This window comes from Aminobacter sp. P9b (assembly GCF_045345995.1).
GTDB lineage: Bacteria > Pseudomonadota > Alphaproteobacteria > Rhizobiales > Rhizobiaceae > Aminobacter > Aminobacter niigataensis.
The window spans coordinates 2,464,521-2,486,660 of the sequence record NZ_CP150082.1; the positions used below are offsets into that span (position 1 = coordinate 2,464,521).

Annotated in this window: 23 protein-coding genes; 17 read left to right on the forward strand and 6 right to left on the reverse strand. The window is 65.0% G+C overall.

Annotation, left to right across the window (positions count from 1 at the left end; genetic code table 11):
* Positions 1-69 precede the first annotated feature (69 nt).
* Positions 70-813 (forward strand): SDR family oxidoreductase, encoded by a 744-nt coding sequence (locus tag WHT83_RS12125; protein ID WP_406873898.1) that lies wholly within the window; start codon positions 70-72, stop codon positions 811-813.
* A gap of 17 nt (positions 814-830) precedes the next feature.
* Here WHT83_RS12125 and WHT83_RS12130 read toward each other — a convergent pair whose 3' ends face one another.
* A complete protein-coding gene (locus WHT83_RS12130; protein ID WP_406873899.1) occupies positions 831-1,337 on the reverse strand; it encodes an N-acetyltransferase family protein in 507 nt (168 codons plus the stop codon).
* Between the two features lie 435 nt (positions 1,338-1,772).
* Here WHT83_RS12130 and WHT83_RS12135 point away from each other — a divergent pair, with 435 nt between their 5' ends.
* The gene (locus tag WHT83_RS12135; protein WP_406873900.1) at positions 1,773-2,825 is read left to right on the forward strand and encodes an HWE histidine kinase domain-containing protein; all 1,053 of its coding nucleotides are present in this window, start codon (positions 1,773-1,775) and stop codon (positions 2,823-2,825) included.
* Positions 2,818-3,183, forward strand: coding sequence for a response regulator (locus WHT83_RS12140; protein ID WP_406873901.1), 366 nt, complete (start codon positions 2,818-2,820; stop codon positions 3,181-3,183). Before WHT83_RS12135 ends, WHT83_RS12140 begins: the two co-directional genes overlap by 8 nt.
* A gap of 11 nt (positions 3,184-3,194) precedes the next feature.
* Here WHT83_RS12140 and WHT83_RS12145 read toward each other — a convergent pair whose 3' ends face one another.
* Positions 3,195-3,797, reverse strand: a complete 603-nt coding sequence (locus tag WHT83_RS12145) for an NADPH-dependent FMN reductase (protein ID WP_406873902.1) — start codon at positions 3,795-3,797, stop codon at positions 3,195-3,197.
* A gap of 120 nt (positions 3,798-3,917) precedes the next feature.
* Here WHT83_RS12145 and WHT83_RS12150 point away from each other — a divergent pair, with 120 nt between their 5' ends.
* Both WHT83_RS12150 and pepT read left to right on the forward strand, forming a co-directional pair.
* Entirely contained in the window at positions 3,918-4,826 is a 909-nt protein-coding gene (locus WHT83_RS12150) for a LysR family transcriptional regulator (RefSeq protein ID WP_406873903.1), read from the forward strand.
* 143 nt (positions 4,827-4,969) lie between these two features.
* The gene (gene pepT, locus WHT83_RS12155; RefSeq protein ID WP_406871301.1) at positions 4,970-6,202 is read left to right on the forward strand and encodes a peptidase T; all 1,233 of its coding nucleotides are present in this window, start codon (positions 4,970-4,972) and stop codon (positions 6,200-6,202) included.
* A 68-nt stretch (positions 6,203-6,270) separates the two neighbouring features.
* On the opposite strand, the gene WHT83_RS12160 is transcribed toward pepT, so the two are convergent.
* The 3 genes from WHT83_RS12160 to WHT83_RS12170 all read right to left on the reverse strand — a co-directional run bounded on the left by WHT83_RS12160 (position 6,271) and on the right by WHT83_RS12170 (position 8,683).
* Positions 6,271-6,954: an HD domain-containing protein gene (locus WHT83_RS12160; protein ID WP_406871302.1), complete on the reverse strand. Its 684-nt coding sequence runs from the start codon at positions 6,952-6,954 to the stop codon at positions 6,271-6,273.
* The gene (locus WHT83_RS12165; RefSeq protein ID WP_406871303.1) at positions 6,954-7,976 is read right to left on the reverse strand and encodes a serine hydrolase domain-containing protein; all 1,023 of its coding nucleotides are present in this window, start codon (positions 7,974-7,976) and stop codon (positions 6,954-6,956) included. The genes WHT83_RS12160 and WHT83_RS12165 overlap by 1 nt, the downstream gene beginning before the upstream one ends.
* 155 nt (positions 7,977-8,131) lie before the next feature.
* Positions 8,132-8,683, reverse strand: a complete 552-nt coding sequence (locus WHT83_RS12170; RefSeq protein ID WP_406871304.1) for a MarR family winged helix-turn-helix transcriptional regulator — start codon at positions 8,681-8,683, stop codon at positions 8,132-8,134.
* Positions 8,684-8,733: 50 nt separating this feature from the next.
* On the opposite strand from WHT83_RS12170, the gene WHT83_RS12175 reads away from it, so the two are divergent.
* The 3 genes from WHT83_RS12175 to WHT83_RS12185 all read left to right on the forward strand — a co-directional run bounded on the left by WHT83_RS12175 (position 8,734) and on the right by WHT83_RS12185 (position 11,323).
* Positions 8,734-9,651, forward strand: coding sequence for a DMT family transporter (locus WHT83_RS12175; protein WP_406871305.1), 918 nt, complete (start codon positions 8,734-8,736; stop codon positions 9,649-9,651).
* A 26-nt stretch (positions 9,652-9,677) separates the two neighbouring features.
* A complete protein-coding gene (locus WHT83_RS12180) occupies positions 9,678-9,908 on the forward strand; it encodes a DUF4287 domain-containing protein (RefSeq protein WP_108608766.1) in 231 nt (76 codons plus the stop codon).
* A 215-nt stretch (positions 9,909-10,123) separates the two neighbouring features.
* Positions 10,124-11,323, forward strand: a complete 1,200-nt coding sequence (locus WHT83_RS12185; protein WP_406871306.1) for an NAD-dependent formate dehydrogenase — start codon at positions 10,124-10,126, stop codon at positions 11,321-11,323.
* On the opposite strand, the gene WHT83_RS12190 is transcribed toward WHT83_RS12185, so the two are convergent.
* Positions 11,313-11,894: a TetR/AcrR family transcriptional regulator gene (locus tag WHT83_RS12190; RefSeq protein WP_406871307.1), complete on the reverse strand. Its 582-nt coding sequence runs from the start codon at positions 11,892-11,894 to the stop codon at positions 11,313-11,315. The two genes, WHT83_RS12185 and WHT83_RS12190, sit on opposite strands and share 11 nt — an antisense overlap.
* Before the next feature lie 94 nt (positions 11,895-11,988).
* Between WHT83_RS12190 and WHT83_RS12195 the strand changes: the two genes are divergently transcribed.
* The 9 genes from WHT83_RS12195 to WHT83_RS12235 all read left to right on the forward strand — a co-directional run bounded on the left by WHT83_RS12195 (position 11,989) and on the right by WHT83_RS12235 (position 22,049).
* Entirely contained in the window at positions 11,989-12,897 is a 909-nt protein-coding gene (locus WHT83_RS12195) for an SDR family oxidoreductase (protein ID WP_406871308.1), read from the forward strand.
* A gap of 100 nt (positions 12,898-12,997) precedes the next feature.
* Positions 12,998-13,279 (forward strand): metal-sensing transcriptional repressor, encoded by a 282-nt coding sequence (locus WHT83_RS12200; protein ID WP_183262280.1) that lies wholly within the window; start codon positions 12,998-13,000, stop codon positions 13,277-13,279.
* Positions 13,280-13,355: 76 nt separating this feature from the next.
* Positions 13,356-14,675 carry an MFS transporter gene (locus tag WHT83_RS12205; RefSeq protein ID WP_406871309.1) on the forward strand — a complete coding sequence of 440 codons (1,320 nt, stop codon included), beginning with the start codon at positions 13,356-13,358 and terminating at the stop codon, positions 14,673-14,675.
* 67 nt (positions 14,676-14,742) lie between these two features.
* Positions 14,743-15,135 carry a DUF2946 family protein gene (locus tag WHT83_RS12210; protein ID WP_406871310.1) on the forward strand — a complete coding sequence of 131 codons (393 nt, stop codon included), beginning with the start codon at positions 14,743-14,745 and terminating at the stop codon, positions 15,133-15,135.
* 55 nt (positions 15,136-15,190) lie between these two features.
* A complete protein-coding gene (locus tag WHT83_RS12215) occupies positions 15,191-16,543 on the forward strand; it encodes a PepSY-associated TM helix domain-containing protein (RefSeq protein WP_406871311.1) in 1,353 nt (450 codons plus the stop codon).
* Between the two features lie 234 nt (positions 16,544-16,777).
* Complete coding sequence (locus tag WHT83_RS12220; RefSeq protein ID WP_406871312.1) at positions 16,778-17,959, forward strand: MFS transporter; 1,182 nt, start codon at positions 16,778-16,780, stop codon at positions 17,957-17,959.
* A 54-nt stretch (positions 17,960-18,013) separates the two neighbouring features.
* Positions 18,014-18,775, forward strand: a complete 762-nt coding sequence (gene recO, locus WHT83_RS12225; protein ID WP_406873970.1) for a DNA repair protein RecO — start codon at positions 18,014-18,016, stop codon at positions 18,773-18,775.
* Positions 18,772-19,290, forward strand: a complete 519-nt coding sequence (locus tag WHT83_RS12230; protein WP_406871313.1) for a PaaI family thioesterase — start codon at positions 18,772-18,774, stop codon at positions 19,288-19,290. Before recO ends, WHT83_RS12230 begins: the two co-directional genes overlap by 4 nt.
* Positions 19,291-19,316: 26 nt before the next feature.
* Positions 19,317-22,049, forward strand: coding sequence for a DUF2339 domain-containing protein (locus tag WHT83_RS12235; protein ID WP_406871314.1), 2,733 nt, complete (start codon positions 19,317-19,319; stop codon positions 22,047-22,049).
* Positions 22,050-22,140 lie beyond the last annotated feature (91 nt).

The following is a 22,140-nucleotide window of genomic DNA, read 5'->3' on the forward strand; positions in this document are numbered from 1 at the left end:
TTTAGATTGATGATAGTCCGGATTTTGGACGGTATTTTCATGGCGTCAACATCAATCAGGAAAAAGTCCATGAAAACCGCACTGATCACCGGCTGTTCTTCAGGCTATGGCCTCGAGACCGCCCGCCACTTCCATGCCCGGGGCTGGAACGTCGTCGCCACCATGCGCAATCCGCGCCAGGACATCCTGCCGCGTTCGGAGCGGATGCGTATTTTGCCGCTCGACGTAACCAATGACGAAAGTATTGCCGCAGCGCTCGACGCCAGTGGCCCGATCGACGTGCTGGTCAACAATGCGGGCATCGGCCTCGTCGGCGCCTTCGAGGCGATGCCGATGGCGCATGTGCGCAAGCTGTTCGAGACCAACACTTTCGGCGTGATGGCGATGACCCAGGCGGTGATCCCGCAGTTCCGCGCACTTAGATCGGGCGTCGTCGTCAACGTCACTTCAAGCGTGACGCTCGCCCCGATGCCGCTCGCCGCCGCCTACACCGCAAGCAAGATGGCGATCGAGGGTTTTACCGGGTCGCTGGCCCATGAGCTTGGCGCTTTCGACGTGCGGGTGAAACTGGTGGAGCCCGGTTATGCGCCAAGCACGCGCTTTGCCCACAACACGGAGCTGCGCGTCGAGGACCTCATTCCCGAGACCTATGCCGCGTTCGCAAGGCCGATCTTTGCCGCGTTCGCGACGCCTGAGATGGTGACGAAGGAAACCGACGTCGCCGAAGCCGTCTGGCAGGCCGCGAACGATGTTTCAGGACAGCTCCGTTTTCCGGCGGGGCCGGACGCGGTGGCCTTGGCGCGCGCAAGCTGAACTGTGCGTGCACCCGTCTAGACCAGATCGTACCGCAGCACGTGGTTCGGGTAGGACCGGTCGTCGATCTGGAAGCGGGTTTCGCCGACCTTGGCAAAACCCTTTCGCAGGTAGAACGCGGTCGCGCGTTCGTTTTCCGCATTGACCGCGAGCCAGACGTCGGGTCGTCCGGTTGACGCGCAGTACCGCAAACCGGCATCCAGCAATCGTCCGCCCGCGCCTGAGCCCTGGTGCCGGGGTTGAACATAGAGCTTCGCAATTTCGAGATCGGAGCATGCCGGCACGGGTGCGGGCGCGCCTGACGCGACATGGATGAAACCGTCGATGCCGACGGAATTCTGCGAGACCAGGATGGTCTGGTCTGCCTGCGTCAGTATCTCTTCGAAACGTGCGGCGGTGAAATGCTTCAGCGCATAGTCGGCGAAGAACGCGTTGACGCCATTGCGAATATAGGTGTTCAGCCAGACTTCCAGGCCGAGCGCTGCGAGACTGGAAGCATCCGTCAAGTTGGCTGGCCTGATCACGTCTCGATCCATTCTGTCCGGTAAAAGCAAGCCGCGAATAAAGGATGATTCGATGTTTGGGAAGGCGTGATCCAGAAGCCGCCATGTTGGCGGTCAAAAGCTGAAAAATATTAGTGCGAATAGAGCGCCAAAGTCCCTGTTTCGTTGGAACAAGAAAGCATGTGGAGCGTTATTTGGAGTTGGAGTGCGATGAACAGGCAACCTACCGCTTCGTGAAAAGAGTGGCGAGAGGTCCAAGAGCACTCTCCAGGAGACTCACATGGATACCACCACCCTTCTCATCATACTTATCGTACTTGTTCTGCTGGGCGGCGGCTGGTTCGGCCGCGGTCGCTGGTATTGATCAACGCTTTCAAGAGCGAACTTGGCGGCAAACATTGCCGGTTGCTGTTCGGAGTTAGCTGCGGCCTGCCGCGAATCGAATGAAGCCGAGGCATGGCTGAACGTATCAAATCCGAAGGCCAGATAGTCGCTGAAGCTGAGGTCGACAGCTTTCGGAGGGATCTTGGGCCGTTCGTCGTTGCTGCCGAAACGACACGCATGGCGATGGTTTTTACCGATGCGAAAGAGCCCGGCAATCCGATCATTTTCGCCAATGACGCCTTTCTCGAGCTAAGCGGATATGCCCGGGAGGAACTGCTCGGCCAAAGCTTCAACTTCCTGATGGCGTGCGGCACCGATGTCGATTCTTTGGCGCGCATCGAAGCGGCTTTTGCGGGCGATGTCACTGGCGGTTCGGAAATCTGCTACCGCCGCAAGAACGGCAGCGAGTTCTGGTCGGCAATCCTCATCAGCCCGGTCAGGGATGAGCGTGGCGATGTCGTGCAGCATTTCGCCTCCCTCGTCGACCTCACCGATCACAAGCAGGAGCAGGCCCAGTCGCGGATGCTCATCGACGAACTGAATCACCGGGTAAAGAATACGCTTGCCACGGTGCAGTCGATTGTCTGGCAGGCATTGCGGAATACCTCCGACCCCGAAGTGATCCGGGAGTCCATCGAGTCGCGCCTGTTTGCGCTCTCCCGGTCGCACGACCTGCTGACCCGCGAGAACTGGGAAGGTGCAGGGTTGCTCGATCTGATCAAGGGGGCTTTGGAGCCGTTCGGGATTGCGAACGGCCGCTCGGAACACTTCGTCATCACGGGCAGCAACATCCGCGTCTCGCCCAAAGTTACTCTCGCACTCGGCATCGCCTTCCATGAGCTTGCGACCAATGCCGTGAAATACGGCGCGTTTTCCAACAACATTGGGTCAGTCCTGATTTCATGGACGATCGAGCCGCCTCCCGAGGGCGATCGGCTTGTCCTGTGCTGGCAGGAGAAGGACGGCCCGTCCGTGATGCCGCCGTCCCGGAAAGGGTTTGGCTCGCGGGTGCTTGAGCGCGGCCTGGCACATGAGCTGGATGGCGCGGTTGACCTCGATTACCGGGCGGACGGCGTGGTCTGCACGATCAACTTTCCCGCACCGATCGGTGCCCGCGATGGCTAAGCTGCTTTGTGACCGGCGCGTCCTTGTCGTCGAAGATGAGATGCTCGTGCTCATCATGATCGAAGACATGCTGGCCGACCTCGGATGCGAGTCGGTGACCGCTGCCGCCACGGTCAAGCAGGCGCTCGCCCTCATCGAGGCGCACGATTTCGATGCGGCCATGCTGGACATGAACCTGAACGGCGACAAGACCTATTTCGTGGCCGACGCGCTTGCCGCGCGCGGCGTGCCTTTTGTTTTCTCGACGGGCTACAGCGGCCACGAGATGAGGGATGGCTATCGTGACCGGCCCCTTCTGAAGAAGCCGTTCATGGACAAGCAACTGGCCGAGGTATTTGCCCGCTTGCTGCCGGGCTAGCTGGCAATCGGTCAATCCGCACGGTAAGGCAACTGCGCGCGGCCTCGGCGAAGCGTCAACGCCCACCAGGACAGTGTTTCGAGGAGTGTTGCTGCAGCTTGATCAGGCTCCTGCGGATCGATGAGCGCGCCGGTTTCGTCGAATTTTTCCCAGAATCTGTCGAAACTTACGCTATCCCGCAGCGTGGCGGCATGCATTTCGGAAAAGACCAGCCGCAACTGTTCCACTGCCCGCAAGCCTCCGGAGATCCCGCCATAGGAGATGAATGCCACGGGCTTGCACCTCCACGGCGAGAAATGCCAATCGATGAGATGTTTGAGCGAGGCCGTGTAGCCATGATTGTACTCCGGCGTGACGATGACAAAGGCCTCGGCGTCGTCGAGCCTGGCAAACAGTTCGCGCATTTCCGGAGATCTGCCCTCGGCAGTGCTCAGCGCCTCGATCGTCGGCGGCAATTGTTCGGGCAATTGCACTTCCGCAAGGTCGAGGAACGTCGTCTCAAACCTCTCATTGTTGCGTGCGTGAGAGGCAAACCAACGCGTGATGACGGTCCCGAAGCGCCCTTCGCGGACGCTGGCGGTGATGACAAGCAGCTTGAGCGGGGAGGGCGACATGGCAAGCCTCTGAGAAGAGTTGGTAGCGCGGATGCGCCATCAGCCATCAATATAGCCGTACGGAATTTGGGAAGAATGGTATAGATTCTGGCTTCTGTTTCCCAAATTATGGACGACGAGATGGATCTCGCAGAGCTGGAAAGTCTGATCGCCACCATCCGCGCGGGCTCGTTTTCAGGGGCTGCGCGCGAGCTGGGCATTCCGAAATCCACCGTGGCAAACAGGGTCAACGAGATGGAAGCGCGTCTCGGCGCGAGACTCATCGAGCGCACGACACGACAAATTCGGCCCACTGCCGAGGGCTCGATGCTCTTCAGGCGCGGGGAGCGACTGCTCCTGGAGGCGAGGGAACTCGAACAGGCGCTGCACGAGCAGAGCGGTACGCCGCGTGGCACGCTCCGCGTCTCCGTCCCTGTCCTGTTTGAGCAGGCATTCATGGGCAAGATTGCGGCGGCCTACCTGGCACGCTACCCGAAAATGGTGATTGAAGTCGTTGCCGAAGACAGGCGCGTCGACATCGTTGGCGAAGGTTTCGATTGCGCGATCAGGGTCGGGGCGCTTGACGATTCGAGTGCGATGGCACGGGTCTTTGCCCAATCGCAGAACACGGTGGTGGCGTCTGCGTCGCTTGTCGACCGCATCGGCCGTCCGAATTCGCCGGCCGACTTCACGAATTGGCCCACGCTCTGGTTCGGCAGGGACGCGCCAGGCAACAAGAACTGGGAAATGACAGAGGCCGCGCGGCCGATCCTGGTTGCCGTCAAGCCTCGCGCATACCTTGGCAGCCTTCACGCGGTCCGTGCCGCCGTTCTCGATGGGCTCGGCGCGGCACTTTTGCCTGATTTCTTCGTCAGCGATGACCTCAAGGCCGGACGCGTTGTGTCGATCGCGTCAGAGTGGCAATGCCCGCCCGTTCCCTTGTCGATCGTCTTTCCGGCCCACAAGCAATCGTCACCGCGCTTGCGCGCCTTCATCGAGCTCGTCATGGGCTCGTTTCACAGCCGGGAACTCGTCTCCGGTCAGAACTAGAAGCGGTCATGCTTCTTTGGCGGCATGACGTGTGCTGCCGTGCGCCCCGAGCTGCTGGCATAGTGGCTGGCACGGAGAAACGCATTCACCGCAGCTGCGCGGGCGGCTATACAGGCCCGACCTGATGCACTGGATCCCTTGCCATGACCGACACCGTTCTCGACCGTTTTCTGCGCTACGTCGTCATCGACACCCAGGCCAACGGAAGCTCGACGACGCAGCCTTCGACCGAAAAGCAGAAGAACCTCGGCCGCCTGCTGGTCGAGGAGCTGCAGGCGATCGGCCTTCGTGACGCCCATCTCGACGAGCACGGCTATGTCTATGCCACCATTCCGTCGAACAGCGACAAGCAGGTGCCGGTGATCTGCTTCTGCTCGCACATGGACACCGCCCCCGACTTCACCGGCACCGGCGTCAAGCCGCAGCTGATCCGGAACTATGCCGGCGGCGACATCGTGCTGCCGGGCGATCCTTCGCGGGTCATCCGGGTGAGCGAGCATCCGGAGCTGAACAACCAGATCGGCAACGACATCGTCACCACCGACGGCACCACCCTTTTGGGCGCCGACGACAAGGCCGGCGTTGCCGAGATCGTGGCGGCGGCCAAGGTGCTGGTCGACAACCCCGACATCAGGCACGGCACGATCAAGATCCTGTTCACCACCGACGAGGAGATCGGACGCGGCGTCGACAAGGTCGATTTCGCCAAGCTCGGCGCTGCGTTCGCCTACACCATGGACGGCGAGACGGCAGGCACCATCGAGGACGAAACCTTCTCCGCCGATGGCGTCGAGATCGCGATATCAGGCGTTGCCATGCATCCCGGTTTCGCCAAGGGCCGGATGGAGAACGCCATCAAGATCGCCGGCGCCATCATCGATCGGCTGCCGCAGGACATGGCGCCCGAGACGACCGAGGGCCGGCAGGGCTTCGTCCATCCGACCAGCGTCAGCGGGTCGATGGAGAAGGCGACGATCAGCCTGATCGTCCGCGATTTCCGCAACGACGGCCTGGCCGAGAAGGAGGCCATGCTCGAAAAGATCGTCAGGGACGTCATCTCGGCCTATCCCGGCTCGACCTACAGTTTCACGGTCAAGGAGCAGTACCGCAATATGAAGGTGGTGCTCGACCGCCACCCCGAGATCGTCGAGAACGCCGTCGAGGCGATCCGGCGCGCCGGCATGGAGCCGGTGCGCGGCAGCATCCGCGGCGGCACCGACGGTTCGCGCCTGTCGTTCATGGGGCTGCCATGTCCCAACATCTTCGCCGGCGGCCATGCTTTCCACTCGCCGCTCGAATGGGTCAGCCGCCAGGACATGGAAAAGGCGGTGAAGACGATCGTCGAACTGGCCAGGGTCTGGGAAGAGCGGGCTTAGGCAGCGATAGCGCAGACCGAAAATTCCAACGCCAGGACCGGCGTCCGTCAGGGCGCCGGTTGTCCTCCTTACAAAGCTGCAATCTCGCGGCCGAAATCCGTGACGAATGCCCTCATCAGTTCGGTGCGCTGGCGGCCGATCTCGTGGCCGGCGGCGGTGAGCAGGCCTGCCGAAAGCTGGAACAGCTTGGTCTCGAAATGGTCGAGCGCGAAGCGCCTGTCGTCGAGCGGGCGGCGTTGCGCGAACGGGTCGTCCGCATCGTAGAGCGGCAATCCCAACCGGCCGGCGACATAAAAGACCCGGGCAATGCCGAGCGCGCCCAGCGCGTCGAGCCGGTCGGCATCGCGCAGGATGGCCGCTTCGGGGCTGCGCGGCTCGATGTTCGCCGAGAAGCTGTGTGCCTCGATGGCATGGGCGACCGCCTCGGTGCGGTCCTCATGCCAGCCGGCCTGGCGCAACAGCCCGCGCGCCACATCGGCCGACAGGCGCGAGGCCATGGCGCGTTGCGGCGAATTTTTCTCCACGGCAACGCAGTCGTGGAGCAGCGTCGCCACCGCCAGAACCTCCATGTCAGTGCCCGGCACCGTCGCCGCGATGCGGCAGACGAGGTTCCACACCCGCATCAGGTGCGAGCGATCATGCGAGCCGTCGCCATCGGCCATGGCGCCGTCCCAGCGCGCGAGCAGTTCGGCGAGCAGCGCCTCGTGCGGCGCGAACAGGCGGGCGAGGTCCTCGATCTGCGAAGGGCTCATCATGTTTCTTTTGCAGCCAACACCTGCTCGATGATCGATACCAGTGCGCCGCGTGCCTCGCGGTTGGTGGTAAAGCCTGCAATGGCGATGCCTGTGGCTGGCGAATAGTAGGCCGCGGTGCCCCAGAAACCGAGATGCGAGTAGCATTCGACATCGCTTATGCGGCTGGCTGAAATGCCGAGCCGATAGCCGTCGGCATCTTCATGGCTGCCGGTGGAAAGCATCTGGCGAAGCGTGTCCGGGCTTGTGAAGACGCGGCCCTCGAAAAGGGCGGCGAAGAGTGTGGCTAGGTCCCGCGCGGACATGACCAGTCCGCCGCCGCCATAAAGGTCCATCGAGGCGCTGATGTCGGTGGCGTCGGTATTGCCGAGGAACTGGCGGGCGCGGAGCGCGGCCGTTGCCGGCTGCGGTTCGGCGATCTCCCACCAAGTGGCTTCGAGGCCGAGCCGGTCGAATGACATCTGGCGCCGGACAGTGGCTGCCAGCGCTTCACCCGAGATGCGCTCGATGATGTCGCCGAGCAGGATGTAGCCGGTGTCGGAATAGCGGAAGCTGGTTCCGGCTTCGCTGAGAGGGCCAGAATATTCGACCGCGAGACGAACCTGTTCCTCGCGCGCCCAGAAACGCGTGGGCTCGCGAAGCACGGTCTCGAAGTAGCGCGGATCGTCGGCGTGGTCGTTCAGGCCGGCACTGTGGTTGAGAAGCTGGCGAACGCTAATCCTGTCCGTGCGGTAGCCGGCAGAAGTGAGCAGCCCGTTCAACACGGGCGTGAGCAACGGTGCGATCGGGCCGTCGAGGTCGACCAGCCCCTGTTCCCACAGGCGCAGAATCGTGGCGGCAACGAAGGTCTTGGTGTTGCTCGCGACTCGCAGCGGCGTGTCGACCGAGAGCGGCCGGCCGGTCGCGGCATCGGCCATGCCATGCGCAATGCCCCAGGAACCGTCGAGCCCCTTACCGGTGACGTAGAGCGCCATCGCAGCCGGTTGCCGGCTCAGGATTGCGGCAAGTTCGTCGCGGTTCATTCGGTTGCCCTCGGCATTGCATGTGATTCCCGGCGCCACTCTGGCGCGGTGCTGCGGTCGAAGGATAGCGCCAGTTTGTGCAGGAGCTTGGCCAGCTCCATCCGGCAAGGAGGCGCGGCGTCAAGGGGTTCGGCTGCCGAGGCAGGTGGGCCGCCTCACTCCAGCGCCGGCGAACTGCCGAGCGATAGCGCCAGCTTGCGCAGCAGCTTGGCCAACTGCGCCTGTTCGTCCTCGCTCAGACTTTCCAGCATGAGTGTCTCGACCGCCATGTCGGCCTCGAAGGCCTCGCGAGCGCGGGCAAGGCCGTCCTCGGTCAGTTCGACCGGCAGGCTGCGGCCGTCGCCGTCCGAGCTGACCTGCCTGACCAATCCTGCCTTGACCAGCTTGACGATGCGGTTGGTGATGCCGCCGGACGAGATCATCATCGAGCGGTAGAGCTCGGTCGGGCGCAGCCGATAGGGCGGGCCCGAGCGCAGCAACGTGAACAGCACGTCGGCCTCGCCGGTGTCCAGCCCATAGGAGGCGAAGATCGCCTCGATCTTGGGCCGGGCGGCGAGCGTGATCCAGCGGGCACGGCCGAGGATCGCCATGCCGCGGGTGTCGAGCCCGGGCAGTTCCGTCGCCCATTGCGCCCGCCTGATATCGATGCCGTCCTGCAGGCCGTCGTCGATCAACTCCCCAATATTTTCGCCGAGATGTCTTGACACTAAGATAATTCCGTCATTTATCTTACCGGTAAGATATATTGGAGCCGGCCATGACGCAACAGGAAGTTCTCCGTTCCCCGGCTTCGCTTGCCGCGCAGTCACCGCTGATCCTGCTGGCGCTGTGCGGCCTCGTGTTCGCCACGCGCATCATGATCTCCAAGGCTGCGCTGAATGCCGGCATGCAGCCGTTCCAGCTGGCACTGGTGGCCAATGTCGGCGCAGGTGCGATCCTTCTGCCGCTGCTGGCCGCCTCGGGGCAGGGGATCCCGCGCGAGCGGCAGCATCTCGTGCTCTACCTGGTGCTCGGCATCATCAGCTTCACCATCCCGACCGTGCTCGGCTACTACATCGTCGACCGGGTCGGGCCGGCCTACACGTCGACCGTCTATTCGCTGTCGCCGCTGCTGACGATGAGCTTCGCCGCCGGGCTCGGCATCGAGCGCATGTATTTGAGGCGCTTCGCCGGCATCCTGATCGGCCTTGCGGGCATGGCGGCGCTGGTGCAGCAGCAACTGGCCGAGATCGATTTCTCGCAGACGGTATGGGTGCTGCTCGGCGTCACCATCCCGGCCTGCGCCGCCGCCGGCAACATCATCCGCTCGGCCTACTGGCCCAAGGGCTCGTCGGCGCTCGCCTTTTCCTGCGGCATCCTGCTGAGCTCGAGCCTGCTGGTGGCTGTGGTGGCGCCATTCTTCGAGGCACCCTCGAGCTGGGTCTTTCTCGACCGCGACATCCTGTTCTGGATCGGCTGCATGGTCGCCACCTCGGCGGCGTCCTACCTGCTCAACTTCCGCCTCCAGGAGATCGGCGGGCCGGTGTTCTTCAGCCAGCTCGGCTACTGGGGCACGGGGTTCGGCGTGGTGCTGGCGGCAATCCTGTTCAACGACGTGCTGACCCTGCTGTCGGTCATGGGACTTGCGGCCATCATCGCCGGCGGCGTGCTCGCCAACCGGCGGCGCGAACTGTGATTTTCCAAAAAATCAGGAGAAGAAAAATGTCCTTCCAGGCCTATCTCGACACCATCAAGACCAAGACCGGCAAGGGACCGGAGGAACTGCTGGCACTCGCTGACGGCAAGGGATTTTCCCACAGCGGCAAGCTGAAGCCTGATGTGAAGGCCGGGCAGATCATCGAATGGCTGCGCGACGAGTTCGGCCTCGGCCACGGTCATTCGATGGCGGTCTATGCGCTCTTGACCGGCAAGAAGCAGCCCGGCGACAAGTAGCGACGGGACAGCCGGCCCGCGGCCTTGAAACCGTGTCCGGCTCCGCCATTTAACCTCTGGAGCGCGCAACATCTCGAACGAGGAAGCGCCAGGCGGCAAGCCGGCCGGCCACGAACAATCCTGAAGGCTGGTTCGCTCCGTCACACGCGTGCAAATTTCGGGTAGCGTCAGTTTTCCAAGCGTCTCCTCGTCCATCAGACGAAGGGAGATACGACATGGCCAAGGTTGTTTGCGTCCTTTACGACGATCCGGTGGATGGCTACCCCAAGCGGTATGCGCGGGACGGCCTGCCAAAACTCGACCGCTATCCGGGCGGCCAGGCATTGCCCACGCCGGAAGCCATCGATTTCGAGCCGGGCGTGCTTCTCGGCAGCGTGTCGGGTGAACTCGGCTTGCGCAAGTTTGTCGAAGGTGCCGGGCACAGCGTGGTCGTAACCTCCGACAAGGACGGGCCCGACAGCGTCTTCGAACGCGAGCTCGTCGATGCCGAGATCGTCATTTCGCAGCCGTTCTGGCCGGCCTACTTGACCGAGCAGAGGATCGCCAAGGCCGGCAGGCTGAAGCTCGCCATCACCGCCGGCATCGGCTCCGACCATGTCGACCTGCAGGCGGCGATGGAGCGCGGCATCACCGTGGCCGAGGTCACCTACTGCAACTCGATCAGCGTGTCCGAGCATGTGGTGATGATGATCCTGGGCCTCGTGCGCAACTACATTCCCTCCTATCAGTGGGTCGTGGACGGCGGCTGGAACATCGCCGACTGCGTCGCACGGTCCTATGACGTCGAGGGCATGCAGATCGGAACGGTGGGCGCCGGCCGGATCGGCACGGCAGTGCTGCGCCGGCTCAAGCCATTCGACGTCAAGCTGCACTACACCGATCGCCACCGCCTGCCCGAGACTGTCGAAAATGAGCTTGGCCTGACTTTCCACAAGACGGCAGCCGACATGGTGCCGGTCTGCGACGTCGTCACCATCAACGCGCCGCTGCACCCCGAGACCGAAAACCTGTTCGATGCGGCGATGATCGCGAAGATGAAGCGCGGGGCCTATCTGGTGAACACCGCACGCGGCAAGATCTGCAATCGCGACGCGGTCGCCCGGTCGCTCGATAGCGGCCAGCTCGCAGGTTATGCCGGCGATGTCTGGTTCCCGCAGCCGGCGCCCAAGGACCATCCGTGGCGAGCGATGCCGCATCATGGCATGACGCCGCATATTTCGGGGTCGTCGTTGTCGGCGCAAGCGCGTTATGCCGCGGGCACTCGCGAAATCCTCGAATGCTGGTTCGCCGGCCGGCCGATCCGCGAGGAATATCTGATCGTCGACGGTGGCAAGCTCGCTGGCGCCGGTGCGCATTCCTACAGCGCGGGTGATGCCACGCGTGGATCGGAGGAGGCAGCCCGGTTCAAGGGGTGACCTGAACCGTGGTCGCAGGAACGACTGCGGCGACGAAGCCGCGCAGGCCGGCGGCGACGAAGTCCTGGATGCGGCCCTGCGGGTCGAAGCCCCACCAGAGGAGCGAGCCTTGCCATTGCGAGGCCATCAAGAGGCCGATGCCGCTGGGCGCGCCGGTGACATCGGCGAAGCGCTCCTCGAGGGCGGCCGACAGGGCCGCCTTCCAGGCGCCGCCGCGCGCCCGGAGCACGGGATCGCGCAGATCCTCGCGCAAGACCAGCAGACCTTCGGCATAGGTTTCGATGCCGCCATAATGCGACAGGCCGACCAGCAACTCGATGGCGCCTTCGGGCGTGTTTGGCGTGGACGCGGCGAGGGCGGTGGTCTTGGCGTCGAGCCCGTCCCAGGCATGGAGCAGGGCGGCCTGCTTGAGCCCGGCTTTGGTCTTGAAGCGCTGCACCAGCGTCGCAGGCGACAGGCCGCAGGCGCGCGCCAGGCTGTCGAAAGTCAGCGCATCAGGCCCATGGTCGTGGATCAGTCGGCTGGCGGCTTCGAGTACGTTCTCGTTGGACAGCGTCTTGGAGCGAGGCATGTTGAACTTTCATTTATAAACGAGTATTCATTTATATACGGCTTTGATGCTGACTGCGAGCCAATTCGACAAAACGTAGTTTTGGGAGAGTTCGATGACGCTGCAAGGCAAAGTTGCTCTCGTCGCCGGCGCGACGCGCGGGGCAGGGCGGGGCATAGCCACCGAATTGGGCGCTGCCGGCGCCACGGTCTATGTTACCGGACGAACCACCCGCGATCGACAGTCCGAATATGCCCGGCCCGAGACGATCGAGGAAACCGCCGAGATGGTCACCGCCGCCGGCGGCAAGGGCGTGGCCGTGCCGACCGATCATTTGGTTTCCGACGAGGTGCGCGACCTCGTCGCCCGTATCCGCAGGGAGCAGGGCCGGCTCGACATTGTGGTCAACGACATCTGGGGCGGCGAGAAGCTGTTCGAATGGAACAAGCCGGTGTGGGACCACAATCTCGGCAATGGCTTGCGGATGCTGAGACTATCCATCGACACGCATCTGATCACCGCGCATCACGCGCTGCCGCTGATGATCGAGAAGCCGGGCGGGCTTCTGGTCGAGGTGACGGACGGCACGGCCGAATACAATGCCGTGAACTACCGCCTGTCGCCGTTCTACGACCTGTGCAAGTCGGCGGTGCTGCGCATGGCCTGGGCGCATGCCAAGGATCTCGCCCCGCATGGCGCGACGTCGGTGGCGATCACGCCGGGTTGGCTGCGCTCGGAGATGATGCTCGAGCATTTCGGCGTCACCGAAGCCAACTGGCGCGACGCGACCAAGAACATTCCGCATTTCGCCATCTCGGAGACGCCGCGCTTCGTCGGCCGCGCGGTGGCAGCCCTTGCGGCCGATCCCGACGTGGCGCGGTGGAACGGCCAGTCGCTGTCGAGCGGCGGCCTGGCCCAGGTCTATGGCTTCACCGACCTCGACGGCTCCCGGCCGAATGCCTGGCCCTATGTCGTCGAGGTGCAGGATGCCGGCAAGCCGGCCGATACGACAGGCTATCGCTGAGCGCACGGCACGGCTGATTTCGCGTCCCGTGCTTCAGCTATCCATAATTCGATGCGTCCGACGGATTGACCATATACCCCCCTGGGGGATAGCATCTGGTATGACAACGCATGCGCACACCCACGCTTCCCATCCGGATACGCTCAAGCGGCTGAAGCGGGCCGAGGGCCATCTTCGGGGCATCATCGCCATGATCGAGGCTGGCAGGCCATGCCTCGATGTCGCGCAGCAGCTGCATGCGGTCGAAAAGGCCGTCGGCCAGGCCAAGCGCACGCTGATCCAGGACCATCTCGACCATTGCCTGGAAGAGGCCGTCGGGCCACTGCCGCGCGAGCAGCGCCAGTCGATCGACGAGTTCAAGGAAATCACCAAATACCTCTAGGACGGCCCCGCTGCCGGCCATGCCGGCCCGAACGACTGACTGGCCTTCGGGCCGCCGAAGACCGCCAGGGCGACAGATGCTCCAGATACTCTCCAACCGAACCTATCGCCATCTGTTCGCGGCGCAGCTGATCGCCCTGATCGGCACCGGCTTGGCCACCGTCGCGCTCGGTCTTTTGGCCTATGAGCTGGCGGGGCCGGATGCAGGCGTGGTGCTCGGCACCGCATTGGCGATCAAGATGATCGCTTTCGTCGCCGTGGCACCCGTGGCGGCGGCCTTTGCCGAGCGGCTGCCAAGGCGCTCGATGCTCGTTTGCCTCGACCTGGTGCGTGCGGCGGTGGTGCTGCTCTTGCCGTTCGTCACCGAGGTCTGGCAGGTCTATGTGCTGATCTTCGTGCTGCAGTCGGCATCGGCCGGCTTCACCCCGGCGTTCCAGGCGACGATCCCCGACGTCCTGCCCGACGAGAAGGATTATACGCGCGCGCTGTCGCTGACCCGGCTTGCCTATGACCTCGAGAGCCTGGTCAGCCCTGTCCTGGCGGCGGCGCTGCTGACGGTGGTCAGCTTCCACGAGCTGTTCGCCGGCACCGTCGTTGGTTTTCTGGCCTCGGCGGCGCTGGTGGTCTCGGTCACGCTGCCCAGCCCGCACGCGACCGCCCCGCGCGGCATCTATGAGCGGACGACGCGCGGCTTGCGCATCTATCTCGCGACACCCCGGCTGCAGGGCCTGCTGGCCGTCAGCATGGCGGTTGCCGCCTCCGGCGCCATGGTGATCGTCAACACCGTCGTCATCGTGCAGGGCGAATACGGCCTGACGCAGCGATCGACGGCGATGGCGCTCGCTGCCTATGGCGGCGGGTCTATGATGGCCGCGCTGATGCTGCCAAGGATACTCGACCGGGTACCGGATCGCTCGATCATGCTGGCGGGCATATCCTTGTTGGCGGTCGGGCTCGTTTGCGGCACGCTGGTGCAGGGCTTCGCTTCGCTCATGCCGCTGTGGTTCGTCCTTGGCCTCGGCTATTCGATCGCGCAGACGCCGGCGGGCAGGTTGCTCCGGCGCTCGTCGCGTCCCGAAGACAGGCCGGCGCTGTTCGCCGCCCAGTTCGCGCTGTCCCACGCCTGCTGGCTGGTCACCTATCCGCTCGCCGGCTGGCTCGGCGTGACGGTCGGCCTGCCTGCGACTTTCGTCGTCATGGCCGGCATCGCAGCCGCAGCCGTCGCCGTGGCATTGCTCCTGTGGCCGTCATCTGATCCCGATGTCGTAGACCATCACCATCATGGCCTTGCCGACGACGATCCGCATTGGGCCGAAGGCGGACACCGCCTCGGGCACCGCCACGCCCATGGCTTCGTCATCGACACGCTCCACCACCAATGGCCGCGCCACGGCTGAGGCAACCTGACACTCGTGCCGCAGTGACGCGGCTGTGGAATCGTGCCATTTCGCTGGCATGAAGGGGATGCGCCTCATCTTGCGGGACAGGCTGTCGGCCGGCGCCATCGCCGGCATGATCGCTTTCATGCTGCTGTTCCAGGCGCTGCTTTCAGGTGCAGCGACAGGTGCCATGGCGGCCTCCGCCGCCGATCCGCTCGGCGTCATCTGCACCATGGACGGCATGGGCCCGGCAGGTGGCGACCAGCAGCCCTCCCGCAGCCGCGCCGACTGTCCTTGCGGCACGCTCTGCCAGCTGGCGGCAGCAACAGTGCCCGGCCTGCCGGGCGAGCAGCTTGCCTTCATCATTGACCGGCCCGAGGCGCAGGGCATCGTCGTCGCGGAGCCGCGACAGGCGGCACCCCAAGGCCTGCGCGGCCTGATCGCCGAGGCGAGGGCACCACCGCACATCTCCATCTGACGTCGAAACCGGCGGGTCCGATACGGCCCGCGCTTCCACGCCTATGGAGATATCTATGTCCGAAACGACCCTCGGACGGGAGAACGCCGCCGTGCACTCCGCGTCCAACCTCTACCGCGCCGTCTGGCGCTGGCACTTCTACGCCGGGCTGCTGGTGCTGCCCTTCATGATCACGCTTGCCGTCACTGGCGCGCTCTATCTTTTCAAGGACGAGATCGACGCTGCCGTCTATTCCGACCTCAAGCGGGTCGCGGTCGAGCAGAGCAAAGCGACACCCGAAGCCTTGGTGGACGCCGCACTGGCCGACTTTCCCGGTACGGCGGTGAAGTACCTCGACCCGGCAACGCCGGAGAGCCCGGCCGAGATCACGGTCGCCACGCCCGACTTCGGTAAGCTTGCCGTCTATGTGAATCCCTACAGCGGGGCCGTGTTGGGCGCCTTGCCCGACCGCGGCACCGTCATGTGGAGCATCCGCTATCTGCACAGCCTGAAATATTTCGGCGACGGCGCGCGGCTGCTGATCGAGCTGGCCGCCGGCTGGTCGATCCTTTTGGTTGGCACCGGCATCTATCTGTGGTGGCCGCGTGGCAAGAAGGGCGGTGTCGTCACCGTGCGCGGCAAGCCGAAGAACCGCATGTTCTGGCGCGACCTGCATGCGGTGACCGGACTGTTCGTCGGCTTCTTCATCGTATTCCTGGCGATCACCGGCATGCCCTGGTCCGGCGTCTGGGGCGAGAAGGTCAATGAATGGGCCAACGGCAGCAACTTCGGCTACCCCTCGGGCGTGCGCGTCGACGTGCCGATATCGGGCGAACATCTCGACCATGTCTCGAAGTCGTCGTGGTCGCTGGAGCAGGCCAGGCTGCCGGAATCATCCGCCACCTCAGGCACGCCGATCGGGTTGGACAGAGCGGTCGCGATTTTCGACGGGCTTGGCCTGCATCGCGGCTATGCGGTCGCCATTCCGGGCAAGCCGACGGGCGTCTATACCGGCTCGGTCTATCCTGATGATGCCAGCCAGCAGCGGGTGATCCATCTCGACCAGTACAGCGGCGAGCCGCTGATCGACATGGGCTTTGCCGACTACGGTGCGGGTGGCAAATCGATGGAATGGGGCATCTCGGTGCATATGGGCCAGGAGCTCGGGCTGGCCAACCAGCTGGTGCTGCTGGCGGCCTGCCTGGGCATCGTGGTGCTGGCTGTCTCGGCCGGGGTGATGTGGTGGAAGCGCCGACCGGCGGGCTCGCTCGGCGTGCCACCGCTGCCCGAAGATCCAAGGGTGTTTCGCGGGCTGATCGCCATCCTTGCCATCGGCGGCATCGCCTTTCCGCTCGTCGGCATCTCGCTGCTGGCGATGCTGGCACTCGACTGGGCCGGAACGCGCGTGCTGCGCCCCAGGCTGGCCTGACGCAAATGGCCGCCGTCTTCAGGGCGGCGGCCATGGCGCAGGGCATTGCGGCCAGGTTTGCGTGCTGGCGCAAGGGCTGGGCGAAGGGCCACTTCGTCCGCGACAAGCGACGGCTTGGCAGGTTGTGCTACGATGGCGATGCAACTGGACCAAACGGCTTTGCTTGACCCGCCGTCTGTGATGGGGCACTGACGCCCTCCCGAAAAAGGCCCTCAATCCAAGACTGGCTAGACAATGACTCCCGGCAAGCATGGCGGCCATGCAGGCATCGCCTTCGCTCTCATCGTGACCAGCACAGTGCTCGGCATTGCCGGCACGGATCTCGTGCTGCCGGCCGTGCCGAGCCTGCCCGAGGTGCTGGGCGGAACCTATGGCGAGGCGCAGTTCGTGCTGGCGGCATTCGTCACCGGCTCGGCGGTCGGCCTGCTCGCCTTCGGCACGCTTGGCGCGCATTTCGACCAGCGCCGCCTGCTTGTGGCTTCGCTCGTCGCCTACGGCCTCGTCTCCGCGGTTGCCGGCATGAGCACGTCGCTCGACATGCTGATCGGCTTGCGTTTCCTGCAGGGCGCAGCGGGTTCGGCGGCAGCGGTTTTCGCCCCTGGCATGATCCGGGCGCTGTTTGGCGACGATCGCGCCGTCAGCAAGCTCGGCCTGCTCGGCTCCATCGAGTCGCTGACGCCGGCGCTTGCGCCCGTGGCGGGCGTGTGGCTGCTGTCACTCGCCGGCTGGACCGCCTCGTTCGACGTCATTGCCGTGCTGGCGTTGCTGCTGGCAGCCGCCGTCGGCGCGCTGAGCCGCCATCTGCCGGCACTGACGACCGGCAAGGGAGCCGGCGGCTATGCCCATCTGCTGCGCGATGCCACCTTCCTGCGATACGCGGTAAGCCATGCCTTCACGCTCGGCGCGCTGCTGGTGATCGTCTTTGCCGCACCGACGGTGTTCGTCGCCGCACTTGGCGCCGGGCTCAGGGACTTCATCATCATGCAGATCACGGGCATCGCCACCTTCATCGTCGCAGCCAACTGGACAGGCCGGCTGACCGGGCGCTTCGGCGCCGAACGCATGATCTGGTTCGGCACCGGCCTGTCCGCGCTTGGTGGCGTGGCGATGCTCGCCTATGCGCTAATGGGCGGCGCCAACACGTTGGTGGTGACCGCATTGTTTGTGCCTTTCAACCTCGGCCTCGGGTTCCGCGGTCCGCCTGGCTTCCACCGCGCCGTCGTGGCCTCGCAGGGCGACGATGCCCGCGGTGCAGCGCTGGTAGTGGTGGCGATCCTCGGCACCACGGCGGCGGGCACCGCGGCGGTTGCGCCCTTCATCACGCTCGGCCTGCTGCCGCTTGCCATTGCGGCCGCAGCGCTGGTCGTTGCGGCATTGCTGCTTATCGCCCTCATCCCGCCGCTGCCGGAACGGTAATTGCGCCGCGCCATTATTCTTGATTTCGCCGCGCAACCGGCTGATGGTCCGGCCATGGAATGGCGCGACGAAGGAATCATCCTCGGCACCCGCAAGCATGGCGAAACCTCGGCCGTGCTCGAGGTGATGACGCGTGCGCATGGCCGGCATCTCGGCCTGGTACGCGGCGGCCGCTCGCGCAAGCAGCAACCCGTGCTACAGGCCGGCAACCGCGTCGACCTGATCTGGCGGGCGCGGCTCGACGAGCATCTCGGCACTTTCCAGGCCGAGCCGATCGAGCTCAATGCCGCCAGGCTGATCGACAGTGCCGTGGCCGTCTACGCCCTGCAGACGCTGGCCGCGCATTTGAGGCTCTTGCCAGAGCGCGACCCGCATGCCGGTCTCTACGAAACGCTGGCGATCCTGATCGCGCATCTCAACGACGCCGAAGCTGTCGGCGAACTGGTGGTTCGCTTCGAGCTTCTGGTGCTCGACGAACTCGGCTTCGGCCTCGACCTCTCCGAATGTGCCGCCACCGGCGCCATCGAGGATTTGACCTATGTCTCGCCGAAGTCGGGCCGCGCCGTGTCGTACGCCGCCGGTGAGCCGTGGCGCGACAAGCTGCTCCCGCTGCCGCTGTTCCTGCAGCGCGGCGCGCGGCAAGGGGCCGACCTCGCGGCGATCGAGGATGCGTTCCGGCTGTCGAGCTTCTTCTTTGCCCGCCACGTCTACGAGCCGCGCGGCATCGAGGTGCCCGATGCCCGCAGCGGCCTGCTGATGGCGCTGAGGAAATTCTATGCCGCCCAAGCCATCTCCCGTGGAGACACCGCCGCATGAGCGACGTCGAACTGTTTCCCGGCCATGTTTCGCCGCTTGGCCTGGGCACGATCCCGCTTGAGGACGTGCATCTTTTTTCCGGCAGGGAACTGCTACAGCGGGTGGTCGAAGGGCTCTATCCGGCGCCGCCGATCGCCGCGGTGTTGAATTTTGCCCTGACCGGCGTGGAAGAGGGGCGGGCGGTGTTTCGCGGCGTGCCCAACAAGCGCCATCTCAATCCGCTCGGCATGGTGCATGGCGGCTGGGCGGCGACGCTGCTTGATTCGGCGCTCGGCTGCGCCGTGCACAGCACGCTTGCAAAAGGCGAGGCCTACACCACGGTCGAGTTCAAGGTGAACCTGACGCGGCCGATCACGCCCGACACCGGCGAGATCGTCTGCGAAGGCAGGGTGATCCACAAAGGGCGCACGCTCGCCGTGTCCGAGGCGACGCTGAAGGACAGCAACGGCAAGCTGCTCGCCTTCGGCACCGAAACATGTTCGATCTTTCCCGTCGCCAATCTGGCGGCGCGGTGAGCCGGCCAATCTGAGGGGGAACGGCCATGCTTGAGAGCCTTCTGGGCGTCATCGCCATTGTCGCGCTGTTCATCATCATATCGAAGCAGCAGTCACGGCTCGGCCTGCTCGAACGCGAACTGGGCGCGCTGCGCAGCCTGGTGCTGTCGGGGGCCGTGCCTGCACCGGCTGCAAAGGCTGCCGAGGTTTCGACGCAGACGGCGGAGCCAGGGGTGCCCGAGGCGCTGGCTGCAGCGGTAGCGGAGGTGCCTGCCAAGGCGGAGCTGGCAATCGCGGCTGCCCCGGACGCAGACGTCGCGGCAGAGCTGCCCGCGGCGGCCAATGCCGAAGCTGAAGCCGGCGAGGCAGGGCCGTGGGGCGGCACGCAGGCACCTTCCACGCCGGAGCCTGCGCCCGCGCCGGCCAGACCCGATATCGAAACGGCGCTCGGCACGCGCTGGGCGGTGTGGGTCGGTGGGCTGGCGCTTGCCTTCGGCGGCGTGTTCCTGATCCGCTATTCGATCGAATCCGGCCTTTTCGGTCCCGGCGCTCGGCTGACCATGGCTGCACTGCTCGGCCTGGTGCTGGTCGGCGGCGGCGAGTTCATCCGCCGCACCGGCTTCCGCGTGCCGATCCAGAATGGCGGCAGCGCCTACATCCCGGCGATCCTGACGGCGGCGGGCGCCTTCACCTTGTTCGGCACCATCTATGCCGCGCACGGGCTCTATGGCTTCATCGGTGCCGGAACCGCCTTCGTCCTGCTTGGCATCGTCGGCGTGGCGACGATCGGCGCCGCACTCGCCCACGGTCAGCCGCTGGCGGGCCTCGGCCTGCTTGGCGCGATGGTGACACCGGCGCTGATTGCGTCCGCGGCGCCCAATTTCTGGGCGCTGTTCGGTTACCTCGCCATCGTTCTCGTGGCGACCGCGGCGGTCGCCCGGACGCGCAGATGGTCGCTGCTGATGGGGGCAGCCTTCATAGGCACCGGCCTGTGGACGCTGCTCTACCTCGCCGATGCGCCGTTAGCCGATTTCACCATCATCCTGTTCATCAGTGCGGTCACGCTGGCGGCTCTCGCCCTGCTTTGGCTTGGACGCCGCGACGACATGACGGCGCTGGACTGGCCGTCGATGGTGCCGGCGTTTTTCGTGGCCGTGACCGCCATGGTGCTGTTCATCCACCCGACCTACGCCGCGCTCGGCGGGCCGCTGCGCGGGACCATTCTATTGGTCGGCTTGCTGGCGGTGGCACTTTACCGGCCGGCTGCTGTTTCGCTGCTGTTTGCGGCAGGCATCGCGACAGTGCTGGTCTATCTGCGCAACGCGCTGGGCGGCACCTTCGAGCTCGACCTGCCGATCGGCGGGCTGATGGTTGAGGGCCTGCCGATCGAGATCGCCGGTACGTCGCTGACCCGCATCGGCTGGCTGCTTGGGCTCGTCTTTGCCGGCACCGGCCTGTGGAGCGCGCATCGGCTGGCGGCGACGGCGCCCTGGCGCGCGGCAGCCTGGGCCGGGTGGGGCGTGGCGGTGCCGCTGGTCGTGCTGACTTCGCTGTGGATCGCCTATGGCAACCCCGACCGCGATCTCCTGCGCGCGCTCATCTCAGCCGTCCTGGTCGCTGGCTTCATTGCCGGCGGCGAATGGATCGCCCGTGCCGAACAGCCGCCGCTCCAGGGCGGGCCGGCGGTCTCCTTCGTGCTTGGCGGGGCAGGGGTGGCGCTGCTGCTGGCCCTCCACATGGGCTTCGGTTCGGGCCTGACCACGGTCCTGCTTGGCCTTGCGGCGGTGGTTCCGGCACTGGCGACGCGGCAGCGTGGCTACCCGGTGCTCAGCTGGCTGAGCGTCGGGGCGGCGGTTGCCGTTTTGGCGCGGATCGCTTTCGACCCGACGGTTGTCGGGGCGGACAGGCTCGGCATGACGCCCGTCTTCAACTGGATCCTGCCCGGCTACGGCATCCCGGCAATTGCTTTCGGCTTCGCCGCCTGGCAGCTGGCGCGCACCACCAACGGCCGGCCGCGGCTGGTCATGGAGGCGGTGGCCGCCCTGTTTTCGCTGCTGACCGTGGCGATGCTGGTGCGCCATGCGATGAATGGCGGCGTCATCACCTCGGACGCACCGACGCTGGCCGAACAGGCGATCTACACGCTGATCGCGCTCGGCGGCGGCGGCATCCTGGTGGCGCTCGACATGCGTTCGCCGAGCCCGGTGCTGCGCTATGGCTCGCTCGCCATCGGCGTGCTGTCGGTGCTTTCTGTGCTGGGCCAGCACTTCCTGGTGCTCAATCCGCTGTTCACCGACGAAGGCACGGGCAGCATTCCGTTGTTCAACCTCTTGCTCCTTGCCTACCTTCTGCCGGCGTTGGCAGCAGCAGCGTTGGCGTACTACGCCAGGGGCAAGCGGCCGAAATGGTATTCGGCAATGCTGGCCTTTGTCGCCGCACTGCTCGCCTTTGCCTATGCCACGCTGTCGGTGCGCCGGCTGTTCCAGGGCGAGCATATCGGCCTGTGGGCAGGCCTCGGCCAGGTCGAGACCTATTCCTATTCGGCGCTGTGGCTTGCCATGGGCGTCGGCCTGCTGGTCGCCGGCGTGACGCTGAAGTCGCAGGTGTTGCGCATCGCCTCGGCGGCGTTGATCTCGATCGCCGTGGCAAAGGTCTTCCTGTTCGACATGTCCGAACTGGAAGGCGTGCTGCGCGCGCTGTCCTTCATCGGGCTGGGCGCTGTGCTGATCGGCATCGGGCTGTTCTACCAGCGCCTGCTGACGCGGGCGGCACGCTCGTAGCGCAAGGAAGTCAATGTAGATTGCCGGAAGGTCGAAGCGCTGCACGGCTTGCCTTCGATGCCTGGTGCGCATGCCGTTAACCATCTGTTAA